Annotated in this window: 12 protein-coding genes; 8 read left to right on the top strand and 4 right to left on the bottom strand. The window is 71.4% G+C overall.

The features are described from left to right. Positions 1–993 (top strand): MBL fold metallo-hydrolase (locus tag G3I19_RS27105; RefSeq protein ID WP_164266339.1); only part of this gene is annotated, 993 nt, incomplete at its 5' end. A gap of 18 nt (positions 994–1,011) precedes the next feature. Here the strand turns inward: G3I19_RS27105 and G3I19_RS27100 are convergent. Continuing rightward, positions 1,012–1,464: a pyridoxamine 5'-phosphate oxidase family protein gene (locus G3I19_RS27100; RefSeq protein ID WP_164266338.1), complete on the bottom strand. Its 453-nt coding sequence runs from the start codon at positions 1,462–1,464 to the stop codon at positions 1,012–1,014. A 157-nt stretch (positions 1,465–1,621) separates the two neighbouring features. On the opposite strand from G3I19_RS27100, the gene G3I19_RS27095 reads away from it, so the two are divergent. Further along, a complete protein-coding gene (locus G3I19_RS27095; RefSeq protein ID WP_203600331.1) occupies positions 1,622–2,554 on the top strand; it encodes an arylamine N-acetyltransferase in 933 nt (310 codons plus the stop codon). A 166-nt stretch (positions 2,555–2,720) separates the two neighbouring features. Further along, complete coding sequence (locus G3I19_RS27090) at positions 2,721–3,611, top strand: YceI family protein (protein ID WP_343235221.1); 891 nt, start codon at positions 2,721–2,723, stop codon at positions 3,609–3,611. A 141-nt stretch (positions 3,612–3,752) separates the two neighbouring features. On the opposite strand, the gene G3I19_RS27085 is transcribed toward G3I19_RS27090, so the two are convergent. Then, on the bottom strand, positions 3,753–3,998 hold the full coding sequence (locus G3I19_RS27085; RefSeq protein WP_164266336.1) for a hypothetical protein: 246 nt from the start codon (positions 3,996–3,998) through the stop codon (positions 3,753–3,755). Between the two features lie 98 nt (positions 3,999–4,096). On the opposite strand from G3I19_RS27085, the gene holA reads away from it, so the two are divergent. Then, complete coding sequence (holA, locus tag G3I19_RS27080; RefSeq protein ID WP_164266335.1) at positions 4,097–5,092, top strand: DNA polymerase III subunit delta; 996 nt, start codon at positions 4,097–4,099, stop codon at positions 5,090–5,092. A 333-nt stretch (positions 5,093–5,425) separates the two neighbouring features. Here the strand turns inward: holA and rpsT are convergent, their stop codons facing one another. Further along, positions 5,426–5,692 carry a 30S ribosomal protein S20 gene (rpsT, locus tag G3I19_RS27075; protein WP_164266334.1) on the bottom strand — a complete coding sequence of 89 codons (267 nt, stop codon included), beginning with the start codon at positions 5,690–5,692 and terminating at the stop codon, positions 5,426–5,428. A gap of 241 nt (positions 5,693–5,933) precedes the next feature. On the opposite strand from rpsT, the gene lepA reads away from it, so the two are divergent. The 4 genes from lepA to hemW all read left to right on the top strand — a co-directional run bounded on the left by lepA (position 5,934) and on the right by hemW (position 13,356). Continuing rightward, on the top strand, positions 5,934–7,802 hold the full coding sequence (gene lepA, locus G3I19_RS27070; protein ID WP_164266333.1) for a translation elongation factor 4: 1,869 nt from the start codon (positions 5,934–5,936) through the stop codon (positions 7,800–7,802). Positions 7,803–8,043: 241 nt separating this feature from the next. After that, positions 8,044–9,933, top strand: coding sequence for a long-chain fatty acid--CoA ligase (locus tag G3I19_RS27065; protein ID WP_164266332.1), 1,890 nt, complete (start codon positions 8,044–8,046; stop codon positions 9,931–9,933). Positions 9,934–10,244: 311 nt separating this feature from the next. Beyond that, a complete protein-coding gene (locus G3I19_RS27060) occupies positions 10,245–12,065 on the top strand; it encodes an ATP-binding SpoIIE family protein phosphatase (protein ID WP_164266331.1) in 1,821 nt (606 codons plus the stop codon). An 88-nt stretch (positions 12,066–12,153) separates the two neighbouring features. Continuing rightward, positions 12,154–13,356, top strand: a complete 1,203-nt coding sequence (hemW, locus tag G3I19_RS27055; RefSeq protein ID WP_239074862.1) for a radical SAM family heme chaperone HemW — start codon at positions 12,154–12,156, stop codon at positions 13,354–13,356. Positions 13,357–13,460: 104 nt separating this feature from the next. On the opposite strand, the gene G3I19_RS27050 is transcribed toward hemW, so the two are convergent. Continuing rightward, a partial coding sequence (locus G3I19_RS27050; RefSeq protein WP_164266329.1) for a DUF3097 family protein occupies positions 13,461–14,035 on the bottom strand: 575 nt, incomplete at its 5' end.

Raw genomic sequence — 14,035 nt, 5'->3', positions numbered from 1 at the left:
TGGATCGCCGCCGTGGCCCGGCGTGGCGCGGCCCTGCCGGGCGCGGAGATCGACTGGCCCGGCGGATGGCCAGGCGCGCTGCTGCTCGCAGCGGTCACGGTCGCCCTCACCGTGGCCGCCCGCCGAGTGCGCCGCCACCCATGGACCGGCGCGGCGTGTGTCCTCCTGCTGCTGCTCGCGGTCGTCAGGCCCGCCCCGCTGACCCGGGTCGTCACCGGCTGGCCACCACCCGGGTGGAAGTACGCGATGTGCGACGTGGGACAGGGCGACGCGACGGTGCTCGCGACCGGTGCGGGGGCGGCCGTCGTGATCGACACGGGGCCCGATCCCCGCCTGGTCGACCGGTGCCTCCGGGCCCTCGGTGTGACCCGCATCCCGCTGCTTCTGCTCACCCACTTCCACGCCGACCACGTGGCCGGTCTGCCCGGTGTGCTGCGTGGCCGGACGGTCGGGGCGATCGAGACGACGAATCTCCAGGATCCACCGGATCAGAGCGCTTCGGTACGACGGGAGGCGGCGGCCGCGCGGGTCCCCGTCGTCCGGGCGGGGCCGGGGGAGCAGCGCCGTATCGGAGGGCTGAGCTGGCAGGTGCTGTGGCCACCTCCCGCGCCGGTGCCCGTCGCCGACGGGCCGAACGACGCCAGTGTCACCCTGCTGGTGCGCAGCGCGGGGCTCACGCTGCTGCTGCCCGGCGATCTCGAACCCCCGGCTCAGCAGGCACTGTTGCGGGCCTACCCGGCGCTCCCGCCGGTGGATGTGCTGAAGGTGGCGCACCACGGCTCGGCCTACCAGGACCCGGCCCTGCTGCGTGCGGTACGTCCCCGGCTCGCCCTGATCTCCTGCGGCCAGGACAACCCGTACGGCCATCCCGCACCGCGTACGGTCAGCTCGCTCCGGGCCGGCGGTGCCACGGTCCTGCGCACGGACAGGGACGGCTCCATCGCGGTGACGGGCACGGGACCCGGGCTCCGGGCGATACCGACGGGCCCGTGACACGCCGACTCGAACGGGTCAGTCCAGCCAGGTGCCGTCGCGCATCAGGTCGCGGCCGGCGATCTCGTTCACCTCGCGCCATGCCTGGACCGCCCTGGGGGTGATGCGCAGATACACGTACCCCTCCTCGGTGCGCGGGTCCCAGGTGAGCTTGGCCGCGAAGGCATCCGCCGCTGCGGTGCGCCTGTCGTCCGTCAGCAGTTCGCCCTCGCCCTCGATGAGCACCACGTCGCGGGTGTGGCCGAGCGTGACCCTGACGCGTCCGTCGCGCACCAGGTTGGCCCCGGTCGGGTTGGTGCGCCGGGTACAGACCACCAGGCCGTCCTCGTGCCATACGAACGACAGGGGCACCAGACACGGCTCGCCGTCCGCGGCGGCGGTGGCCACCCAGCAGTCGACGTCCTGCTCCAGTCGGCCGATGGTGTCCTGCCGTCGCTGCTGCCGGCTGCGCGTCGGTTCCCGGTTCGTCATGGCGGACCACGCTAGTGGCGGACGAGCGCCGGGGGATCGTACATCGGTCCTAGGCGCCCGGCCCTAGGCCACCCCAAGCCCCGGTAGGGCTCCGGTCGGGCTCCGGCAGGTCTTACGGCGCATGGCGCGAGTCCCTACGCGGCGTGAGACTGCGTGCATGGACCGATCGCTGGACAGACCGTCGGCAAGCTCGCCGGGAACCAGGCGGCAGCCCCCGCCGCACACCCCGCTGCAGTCGCCGTCGCGGGCCACACCGCCGCAGTCGGCCCCGTCGCACACCCCGCCGCAGCCCACGCCTCCGGAGCCGGCGTGGGTGGTCGGGTACCTCCGGCGCATCGGGGCCGAACGTCCGGCCGCGCCGGACTCGGCGGCGCTCCGGGAGCTGCAGCTGCGGCATCTGCACACGGTGCCGTTCGAGAACCTCTCCATCCACCGGGGCGAGGACATCGTGCTCGCCGACGCACCGCTCATCGACAAGATCGTCGGCGCCCGGCGCGGAGGTGTCTGCTACGAACTCAACGGCGCCTTCGCGGCGTTGCTGCGCGCCCTCGGCTTCCATGTGACGCTGCTCCAAGGCCGGGTGCACAGCGCCGACGGCGGTCTCGGCATCCCGTACGACCATCTCGCCCTGCGGGTCGAGACGGCCGACGGCACCGGCCCCTGGCTCGCCGACGTCGGGTTCGGCGAGCACAGTCACCATCCGCTGCTGTTCGGCGAGCGGGGCGGGCAGCAGGACCCCGGAGGCACCTTCCGGATCGCGAGCGCGGCCGGCGACGACCTCGATGTCGTACGGGACGGGAAGCCGCAGTACCGGCTGGAGCAGCGCCCCCGTGAGCTGGCCGACTTCGAGGCGGGGGCCTGGTACCACCGGACCTCGCCCGCCTCCCACTTCACCCGTTCGCTCATCTGCTCGCGGCTCAGCGACCACGGCCGGATCACGCTCAGCGGCAGCAAGCTGATCACCACCGTGCGCGGCGAGCGGCGCGAGCAGGATCTGGTGGACGACGCGGCCGTTCTCGCGGCCTACCGCGACCATTTCGGGCTGGAATTCGACCGGGTGCCGGTACGAATGGACATTACTTCTGAGTAAGTACAACTCGTGACAGCTGTTCGTCAACCCCCACGACCAGCGCCGTTTGCCCAGAACGTGCCAACAGTGATCGAATGCATATTCGTCAGCGGGTCGCCGCCCCGACAATGACGTCCTTCCGTGCGTGCGACCGAACGTCGGCCCGATGCACGGGGGTTCAGCAGAAGTGTTCAGCCGTTGGTTTGGTAACCGGTCACAGACCGGCGCAGGACGCAGTGGTGGCCCTCTGGGCGGACTCACCCTGCCCGCGCACGCGGGCGTGCTCAGCTGCCGGGTGCTCGACCCGGTCAACGAGCCCGTCCAGCAGGCCGAGTTCGTACTCACGGACACCATGGGCCGCAGAACCTTCGGCGGCGAGACCGATCCGTACGGCTCCATATTCGCCACCGTTCCCCCGGGCGAGTACCGGCTGGCCGTCACCTCCGAGGGCTTCACCCCCTTCCACGGCAGCGCCACCGTCACCGAGGGCGGCCACTCCGGCCTCGGCGATCTCGCGCTCCAGGTCGCCCAGCCCCCCTCGCTGCCGGAGCCGGGCGAGTGGGAGATCGAGCCGATGCACTCGCAGATCAGTTTCACCGCCCGCCATATCGGGATGGCGCGTATCCACGGCCGGTTCAACACCTTCGCCGGCGCCGTCAGGATCGCGGACCACATGGAGCAGTCCGCGATGCACGTCATCATCGACGCGGCGTCCATCGACACCAACGTCCGGATGCGCGACGACCATCTGCGCTCGGGGGACTTCCTGGACGTGGCGCGCTTCCCGACGCTCGAGTTCTACAGCGAGCGCTTCGTGCACCGCGGCGGCAGCCGCTGGGGCGTGACCGGCGCGCTCACCCTGCACGGCGTCAGCCGTACCGTCACACTCGACTCGCAGTATCTGGGCGTCGGCAACGGCATGGAGGGCGAGGTACGCGCCGCCTGCCGCGCCACTACCGAGCTGCACCGTGACGACTTCACCGTCAGCTGGCAGACCATGCTGGCCCGTGGTATCGCGGTGGTCGGCAACAGCATCACCATCGATCTGGACGTCCAGATCGTGAAGAAGGCCGCCTGAGCGGGGCACCGGCCCGCCGCCGCTCCGGCACCGCCCCGCCGCCGCTCCGGCCCGGTCCCGCCGTTGCTTCCGCCCGGTCCCGCCGCCGCTCCGGCCCGTCTCCGTCGGTGCACCGCCGGTGGGTGCGCCGCCGGGGCACCGTCAAGGCGCCTCGAGCCACCCCTCGTACTCGGCCGCGAACGCGTCCAGCGCCCGGGGGTCCAGCCGCTGCTCCGGGTCCTCGACGACGACCAGCCACTGTGCGTCGTCGGCGTCGTCCTCCCCGGCCAGGGCGTCCCGGACGAGCTGGGGCTCATCGGCCACCCCGAAGCGGTCGGCGACCTCTCCCGCCACCTCGTCCGCGGTGTCGCGGTCGGGCAGCACCAGTACATGTCTCACATCGCTCACCGGATCATTCTCCGGTACGTCCGGTGCGGCCGGTGCGTCGCACCCGGGGCTACGGGACGTGGGCCGGCTGTCGGTGCCCCGTGGGATGCTGGACCGCGATGATCCGGAAACCGAGTCAGCAGGACTCCGCAGACAATCCGCTGGTGCCGCTCACCCTCGCCGTGGGGCAGGAGGACCTGCTGCTCGACCGTGCCGTTCAGCAGGTGGTCGCCGCCGCCCGCGCGGCCGACGCCGACACCGACGTCCGCGATCTCACGTCCGACCAGCTCCAGCCGGGCACGCTGGCCGAGCTGACCAGCCCCTCGCTCTTCGCCGAGCGCAAGGTCGTCATCGTGCGGAACGCACAGGACCTCTCGGCCGACACGATCAAGGACGTCAAGACGTACCTCGGCGCCCCTGCCGACGAGATCACCCTGGTGCTCCTCCACGCCGGGGGAGCCAAGGGCAAGGGCCTGCTGGACGCCGCCCGCAAGGCAGGCGCCCGCGAGATCGCCTGCCCGAAGACGACCAAACCGGCCGAGCGGCTCTCCTTCGTACGGTCGGAGTTCCGGGCCCTGGGCCGTTCCGCGACCCCCGAGGCGTGCCAGGCGCTGGTCGACTCCATCGGCAGCGATCTGCGGGAGCTGGCGAGCGCGGTCTCCCAGCTCGTCGCGGACGTCGAGGGCACCATCGACGAGGCGGTCGTCGGCCGGTACTACACGGGGCGCGCCGAAGCCTCCAGCTTCACGATCGCCGACCGGGCCGTCGAAGGCCGAGCGGCCGAAGCCCTGGAGGCACTGCGCTGGTCGCTGTCGACCGGGGTCGCCCCGGTGCTGATCACCAGCGCCCTGGCGCAGGGCGTCCGGGCCATCGGCAAGCTCTCGTCGGCCCGCGGTGGGCGCCCCGCCGATCTCGCACGTGAGCTGGGCATGCCGCCGTGGAAGATCGACCGGGTACGGCAGCAGATGCGCGGGTGGACACCGGACGGGCTCGCGGTCGCGCTGCGCGCCGTGGCGCAGGCGGACGCCGGGGTGAAGGGCGGCGGTGACGACCCGGAGTACGAGCTGGAACGGGCCGTGGTCACGGTGGCCCGGGCGGCCCGGATGCGGCGCTGAAGCCCACCGCACCGCACGGCCGCCGCCCGCGCCGCGACCCCACCCGCCCGCGCCACGACCCCGTCCGCGCCACGACCTCGTCCGCGCACCCACGCCGAAGGCCCCGCGTCCGTCCTGGGGAAGGACAGAGGCGGGGCCTTCGGCTCAAGCTCTTGGTGCGCCGCACCCGCGTGGCGAACGCAGGCCGTGTGCGGCGCGGGGTGTCGTACCGGAGCGGTAGAGGGGCCGCTGGGCCCGGGACGACGGGTGGGGCTCGGAGAGAGCCCCGTAAGTCGAAGTCACCCGGAAGCGGTCAGCCGTGAGGCCGGACGCCGTCGGTCGGCTTCAGGCGGTTCAGGCGGAGAGACCGGCAACGCGCTTGGCGATCGCCGACTTCTTGTTGGCCGCGGAGTTCTTGTGGATAACGCCCTTGCTGACAGCCTTGTCGAGCTGCTGGGAAGCCAGCCGAGCGGCCGCGGTGGCCTTCTCGACGTCGCCCGCGGCAGCGGCCTCACGGGACTTGCGGATCGCGGTCTTGAGCGACGACTTGACGGCCTTGTTGCGCAGGCGCGCCTTCTCGTTGGTCTTGTTCCGCTTGATCTGGGACTTGATGTTCGCCACGAAAGAGCCTTTTCAGGTTCGATGAATTCGAAATTTCGATGAGCACCTCAGCGCCGACCGCCACGAACCGTGTGAAGCGTTCATCCGGAAGGCCCAGGAGGCACAGCTGACCACGGTACCAGTCGGCCGCCCACCGGCCCAAAACGGGATCGGGCCCCCAGCCATGGGACCATGGAGCTTACGTTTCGATCCGCCATCGCCCGAGACGAGACGCCCGGCGTCTCAAGAATCAGGACCCTGCGTGCCCGCGACTCCTACCAACGTGCCCGAGCCGAGCCGTACCGACCCGGCGCTGATCCGCAATTTCTGCATCATCGCGCACATCGACCACGGCAAGTCGACCCTTGCCGACCGGATGCTCCAGCTGACCGGGGTGGTCGACCAGCGGCAGATGCGCGCTCAGTACCTCGACCGTATGGACATCGAGCGCGAGCGCGGCATCACGATCAAGTCCCAGGCGGTCCGGCTGCCCTGGGCGCCCACCACGGGCGGGGACCTGGGTACCACCCATGTCCTGAACATGATCGACACCCCTGGTCACGTGGACTTCACCTATGAGGTCTCCCGTTCCCTCGCCGCCTGCGAGGGCACGATCCTGCTGGTCGACGCGGCCCAGGGCATCGAGGCGCAGACCCTCGCCAACCTCTATCTGGCGATGGAGAACGACCTCACGATCGTTCCGGTCCTCAACAAGATCGACCTGCCGGCCGCGCAGCCCGAGAAGTTCTCCGAGGAGCTGGCGAACCTCATCGGCTGTCAGCCCGAGGACGTGCTCAAGGTCTCCGCGAAGACCGGTGTCGGGGTGGACGCTCTCCTCGACCGGGTCGTCAGGGACGTGCCCGCCCCGGTGGGCAAGGCCGACGCCCCCGCCCGCGCCATGATCTTCGACTCGGTCTACGACTCCTACCGCGGTGTCGTGACGTACGTCCGTGTCGTCGACGGCCAGCTCAACAAGCGCGAGCGCATCCGCATGATGTCCACCAACGCCACCCACGAGCTGCTGGAGATCGGTGTCTCCTCGCCGGAGATGACCCCGGCCGACGGCATCGGCGTCGGCGAGGTCGGCTACATCATCACCGGGGTGAAGGACGTCAGGCAGTCGAAGGTCGGTGACACGATCACCTCGCTGCACAAGGGCGCCACCGAGGCCCTGGGCGGCTACAAGGACCCCAAGCCGATGGTCTTCTCCGGCCTCTACCCGCTGGACGGCTCGGACTACCCGGACCTCCGTGAGGCCCTGGAGAAGCTCCAGCTCAACGACGCCGCCCTGGTGTACGAGCCGGAGACCTCGGCGGCCCTCGGCTTCGGCTTCCGGGTCGGCTTCCTCGGTCTGCTCCACCTCGACGTGGTCAGGGAGCGTCTGGAGCGCGAGTTCAACCTGGAGCTCATCGCCACCGCGCCCAACGTGGTCTACCGGGTGGACATGGAGGACGGCACCGAGCACATCGTCACCAACCCGAGTGAATTCCCCGAGGGCAAGATCGACAAGGTGCACGAGCCGGTCGTCCGCGCCACGGTGCTGGCCCCCAGCGAGTTCATCGGCGCGATCATGGAGCTCTGCCAGAACCGCCGCGGCACGCTGCTCGGGATGGACTACCTCTCCGAGGACCGGGTCGAGATCCGCTACACCCTGCCGCTCGCCGAGATCGTCTTCGACTTCTTCGACCAGCTGAAGTCGAAGACCCGCGGCTATGCGTCCCTCGACTACGAGCCCACCGGCGAGCAGGCCGCCCAGCTCGTCAAGGTCGACATCCTGCTGCACGGCGACAAGGTCGACGCGTTCTCCGCCGTCACGCACAAGGACAAGGCGTACGCGTACGGGGTGCGGCTCGTCGCCAAGCTGCAGAAGCTGATCCCGCGGCAGAACTTCGAGGTGCCGATCCAGGCCGCCATCGGCGCCCGCGTCATCGCCCGCGAGACCGTCCGCGCCATCCGCAAGGACGTACTCGCCAAGTGCTACGGCGGTGACATCTCCCGTAAGCGGAAGCTGCTGGAGAAGCAGAAGGAAGGCAAGAAGCGGATGAAGATGGTCGGCAACGTGGAGGTCCCGCAGGAAGCCTTCATCTCGGTGCTGTCGACCGACGACTCGGGCGAGAGCAAGAAGAAGTAACCGGAACCGGCGATACGGAACCGGCGGTAGGGAACCGGCCGGAACCGGAGAGAACCGGAACGTGATTCGACGGACGGGCCCCCGCGCTACGGCACGGGGGCCCGTTCGTTATGAACCACACGGCCGTTCCCTCTTACGTGGCGGACGGCGGCGCTCTACTCTGATCACTAGTTACTCGCCAGTTTAATAACAGCCACCAGCCAGTCGCGCAGAGCTGCTCGCAGGCCCGGAGGACGACGTCGTGAGCGACACACAGACCTTGATCGAGACCCGGCCGCCCTCCGTGGCGACCCTTTTCACCCAGCGGGTTGCCGAGACACCCGACGCCGAGGCGTACCGCTACCCGGTGCCCGCCGCATCGGGCGAGGGGCCTGACGACTGGAAGTCCCTCAGCTGGGGCCAGGCTGCCGAGCGGGTGTACGCCATCGCCGCCGGCCTGATCGAACTCGGCGTGCGGCCCGAGGAGCGCGTCGCGCTCGCCTCGTCGACCCGGGTCGAATGGATTCTGGCCGACCTCGGCGTGATGTGCGCGGGCGCGGCGACGACGACGATCTACCCGTCGACGAACACCGAGGAGTCCGCGTACATCCTCTCCGACTCCGAGAGCCGGGTGCTGATCGCCGAGGACGCCGCGCAGCTCGCCAAGGCGCGGGAGCGGCGGGCCGAGCTGCCCGAACTGCGCCATGTCGTGGTGATCGACACCGCGGGTCTTGAACCGGATGCGGCGGACGAGGCCGGCTGGGTCCTCACCCTCGCCGATCTGGAGGCCCGCGGTGCCGCGTACCTGGCGGCGAACCCGGGTGCGGTCAAGGAGCGGATCGGCGCCATCACGGCCGACCAGCTCGCCACCCTGATCTACACCTCGGGCACCACGGGCAGGCCCAAGGGTGTGCGGCTGCCGCACGACAACTGGTCGTACATGGCCAAGGCCACTGTGTCCACCGGGCTGATCACCAAGGACGACGTCCAGTACCTCTGGCTGCCGCTCGCGCACGTCTTCGGCAAGGTGCTGACCTCCGGCCAGATCGAGGTCGGCCATGTCACCGCCGTCGACGGCCGGGTGGACAAGATCATCGAGAACCTCCCGGTGGTCCAGCCGACCTATATGGCGGCCGTCCCGCGGATCTTCGAGAAGGTCTACAACGGGGTCGCGGCCAAGGCCAGGGCCGGCGGCGCCGCCAAGTACAAGATCTTCCAGTGGGCCGCCGAAGTGGCACGCGAGTACGCGCGGGTCACCCAGGACAACTTCCGGCACACCGGCTCCGCGTCGGCGCCCTTCGCGCTCTCGGCCAAGCACAAGGCCGCCGACGCGCTGGTGTACGCCAAGATCCGCGAGGCGTTCGGCGGGCGGCTGCGCGCCTGCGTCTCGGGCTCGGCCGCACTCGCCCCCGACATCGGGCTGTTCTTCGCCGGCGCGGGCATCCACATCCTGGAGGGGTACGGCCTCACCGAGTCCAGCGCCGCCTCCTTCGTCAACCCCGGCGAGGCGTACCGCACCGGCACCGTCGGCAAGCCGCTGCCCGGCACCGAGGTCCGGATCGCCGACGACGGCGAGGTCATGCTCCGCGGTCCCGGCATCATGGCGGGCTACCACCGCCAGCCGGAGAAGACCGCCGAAGTCCTGGAGTCCGACGGCTGGTTCCACACCGGCGACATCGGCGAGCTGTCGTCCGACGGCTATCTGCGGATCACCGACCGCAAGAAGGACCTGATCAAGACCTCCGGCGGCAAGTACATCGCGCCGGCCGAGGTCGAGGGCCAGTTCAAGGCGGTCTGCCCGTTCGTCTCCAACATCCTGGTGCACGGCGCGGACCGTAACTTCTGTACGGCCCTCATCGCCCTGGACGAGCCGACCATCCTCGGCTGGGCGGAGGAGAACGGCCTGGGCGGCCGGACGTACGCCGACGTGGTGGCGTCCCAGGAGGTCGAGTCGCTGATCGACGGCTATGTGAAGCAGCTCAACGAGGGGCTCCAGCGCTGGCAGACGGTCAAGAAGTTCCGGCTGCTGCCGCGCGACCTGGACATCGAGCACGGTGAGCTGACGCCCAGCCTCAAGCTGAAGCGGCCGGTCGTCGAGCGCGAGTACAAGGGGCTCATCGAGGACATGTACGCGGGCTCCCGCGAGGCGTAACGGAAGCGGGGAAGGGGCGGGACCGGCGGCCGGCCCCGCCGCCGGCCGCCCGCCCGTCACCCCCGCGGGCCCTGCCCCATCACGGAATCTCCGACTCCGTCACGGCGCCGACCAGCGCTTTTCCCATCCGACACGGCCCATTTGAGTAACTCGACGCATATGGGCGGGCTCAGTCTGTCACTCTGTCGTTGTCGTCATCGGCGCAACGTCAGATCTGGTCAGGGAGCCACCGAGTGGGGTCCATTCCCGTGCAGAGGGAGACGGCGGTCCGTACCGCGCGCCCCTCCGGGCCACCGGCAGGCGTGCCGTCAGTGGTCCGTACCAGCCTGCCCGGCAACCCGCTGTCCCCGTCCGCCGCCCGCCGGTTCGTCCGGGCCGCGCTCGCCGACTGGACCGCGCTCGGGCTCCCCGCCGCCACCGGCTTCACCGACCAGCTCGCCGACGACTCCGTCCTGATCGCCAGCGAACTCGTCACCAACGCCGTCGTGCACGCGGGCACCACCGTCGAGATGCTCCTCCGGCTTGAGGGCGCCGCCGGCGACGAGCAGCCCGCGCTGGTGATCGAGGTGTCCGACCACCACCCGTCCCGCGAGGTGCGCAGCGACCCGGAGGACCACCAGGACGGCGCGCCGGAGTACGGCCGCGGGCTGCGGCTCGTCTCGACCCTGGCCGAGGCGTGGGGCATCACCTACCGCACCGGGCTCAAGACGGTCTGGACCCGGCTGCCGCTCGACGGGGGCGACCCGCAGCCCGCGGCCGACAGCGACCGCCGCCTGAGGCGCGGACTGCGCGCCGCCGAGATCCTCGCCCCCGCGCCCCGGCGCACCCAGGGCGAGGAGCGCGAGTGGAGCAGCAGCGGGGCGCTCAGCTTCCTCGCCGAGGCGTCCGAACTGCTCGCCGGGCAGTTCGACGAGGACATGATCGCCGCGCTCGCCGGACAGCTCCTGGTGCCACGGCTCGGCGACTGGTGCGCCGTCTGGCTGGATCCGGAGGCGGGCGGCCCCGGACGCAGACCGAGACTCTCGCGGGTCTGGCACGCCCACGAGAGCCGGATCGACGAACTGCGGGCCGTCCTGGAGAAGGACCCGCCGCAGCTGCCCGAGTCCGCACGGGGCGGCGCCGTGACCCTGGAGTGGCCGGTCACCGACGGGACGGCGGGCGCCGAAGGCACGGTGCTCGGCTACCGGCTGCTCGCCGCGGGCCGGCCGCTGGGCACTCTGCTGCTCGGCCGCGCGGCCGGGCGCCGCGCCCACGAGGAAGTGGCCGCCCTGGTGGGCGACTTCGCGCGCCGGGTCGCGCTGGCGATCGGCGCCGCACGCCAGTACACCCGGCAGGCCACCATCAGCAGGGTCCTCCAGCGCGGGCTGCTGCCCAGCAGCGTCGCCGAGATCCCCGGTATGGACAGCGCCCTCGTCTACGAGCCGCGCGGCGAGGGCGTCGCGGGCGGCGACTTCTACGACGTCTTCCCCGGCGACAGCGCGGGCGGCCGCTGGTGCTTCGCACTCGGCGACGTCCAGGGCAGCGGTCCGGAGGCGGCCGTCGTCACCGGGCTCGCCCGCCCCTGGCTGCGGCTGCTCGCCCGCGAGGGCTACCAGGTCTCCGAGGTGCTCGACCGGCTCAACAAGCTGCTGCTCGACGACGCGATGGAGACCGCGGAGGCCGCGGCCCGGATGGTCGCGGTCGCGGGCGGCCAGGAGCTGCACGAGGACCCCCAGTCCCGGTTCCTGTCGCTGCTCTACGGCGAGCTGGTGCCGCTGCCGGGCGGCGCGGGCGTGCGGTGCACCCTGGCGAGCGCGGGCCACCCGCTGCCGCTGCTGCTGAGCCCCGACGGCACCGTGCGGGCCGCCGCCGCACCGCAGATGCTGCTCGGCGTGGTCGAGGGCGTCACGTACGAGAGCGAGACGTTCGACCTGCTGCCCGGTGACACGCTGCTCTGTGTCACCGACGGGGTCACCGAGCGGCGGGCGGGTCCGCGCATGTTCGACGACGGCGACGGGCTCTCGGCCGAGCTGGCGGGCTGCACGGGGCTGACCGCGCAGGGCGTCGCCGAGCGGATCAAGCAGGCGGTGTACGCGTTCGGCGTGGAGCCGCTGGACGACGACATGGCGCTCCTGGTGCTGCGGGCGGAGTAGTTCCCGGTCCGGGGGACAGCCGGTCCGTGGAACACCCGGCCCGGGGGACAATGGGGGCATGCCTTCCGTACTGCCCGATGGTGAGCCCATGCCCGATGACGGGGCGCTGCCCGGTCATGCCCTGGAGGGCGCGGGTGAGCGGCCGCTCGGGTTCTATCTGCACGTGCCCTACTGCGCGACGCGCTGCGGGTACTGCGACTTCAACACCTACACCGCCACCGAGCTGCGCGGCTCGGGCGGTGTGCTGGCCTCCCAGGACAACTACGCCTCGACCCTGACCGAGGAGGTCCGGCTGGCCCGCAAGGTGCTCGGGGACGACCCCAGGCCGGTCAGCACGGTGTTCGTCGGCGGCGGCACACCGACCCTGCTCGACGCGGCGGACCTGGTACGGATGCTCGCGGCGGTACGGGACGAGTTCGGCCTCGCCGACGGCGCCGAGATCACCACCGAGGCCAACCCCGAGTCCGTCGGCCCCGAGTATCTGGCGGAGTTGCGGGCCGGCGGCTTCAACCGGATCTCGTTCGGGATGCAGAGCGCCCGGCAGCACGTCCTGAAGATCCTCGACCGCACCCACACGCCCGGCAGGCCCGAGGCGTGCGTCGCCGAGGCACGCGCCGCAGGCTTCGAACACGTCAACCTCGACCTGATCTACGGCACGCCGGGGGAGTCCGACGACGACTGGCGGGCCTCGCTCGCGGCGGCGGTCGGCGCCGGACCCGACCACATCTCCGCGTACGCCCTCATCGTCGAGGAGGGCACCCAGCTGGCCCGCCGGATCCGGCGCGGTGAGGTGCCCATGACGGACGACGACGAGCACGCGGACCGCTATCTGATCGCGGACTCGGTCCTGGCCGACGCGGGGTTCTCCTGGTACGAGGTCTCCAACTGGTCCACCACCGACGCGGGCCGCTGCCTCCACAACGAGCTGTACTGGCGCGGCGCGGACTGGTGGGGCGCGGGCCCCGGAGCGCACAGCCACATCGGAGGGGTGCGCTGGTGGAACGTGAAGCACCCCGGCGCGTACGCGGCCGCCCTGGCCGCCGGGAAGTCACCCGGCGCGGGCCGGGAGATCCTGCCCGCCGAGGACCGCAGGGTGGAGCGCATCCTGCTGGAGCTGCGGCTCCGCGACGGCTGCCCGCTGGACATCCTGGCCCCGGCCGGCCTGGCGGCGTCCCGGCGGGCGCTGGCGGACGGGCTGCTCGATCCCGCGGCCTACGGGGCGGGGCGTGCGGTGCTGACGCTGCGCGGGCGGCTGCTGGCCGACGCGGTGGTGCGGGACCTGGTGGACTGACGGGCTGCCGCCTGCACGGGGCTCCGCCCCGGACCCCGCTCCCCGAACGCCGGAGGGGCTGGATCGCGTCGCTCGCCCACCAGGGATTACGGGACAGCCCTTAGCTAGGAGACGCTTGAATCCTCCGGCGCCGTCACGAAGTCGATCAGTTCCTCGACGCGGCCCAGGAGCGCGGGCTCCAGGTCGCGGTAGGACCGTACGCCCGACAGGATCCGCTGCCATGCGGCGCCGGTGTTCTCCGGCCAGCCCAGGGACCGGCACACGCCCGTCTTCCAGTCCTGGCCGCGCGGTACGGCCGGCCACCCCGCGATGCCCACGGACGACGGCTTCACCGCCTCCCACACATCGATGTAGGGGTGCCCCACCACCAGTGCGTGGTCGCTGGAGACCTCCGCCGCGATCCGGGACTCCTTCGAGCCCGGGACCAGGTGGTCGACCAGCACTCCGAGCCGCGCGTCCGCCGCAGGCCCGAACTCCGCGACGATCGCGGGCAGATCGTCGATGCCCTCCAGATACTCGACGACGACGCCCTCGATCCGCAGGTCGTCGCCCCACACCCGCTCGACCAGCTCCGCGTCGTGCCGCCCCTCGACATAGATCCGCCCGGCCCGCGCCACGCGCGCCCGCGCGCCGGGCACCGCCAGCGAACCGGACGCCGTGCGGTGCGGGCGCTGCGGCG

The sequence above is a fragment of the Streptomyces sp. SID10853 genome (assembly GCF_010548145.1).
GTDB lineage: Bacteria > Actinomycetota > Actinomycetes > Streptomycetales > Streptomycetaceae > Streptomyces.
This window is presented reverse-complemented; position numbering and strand designations above follow the sequence as displayed.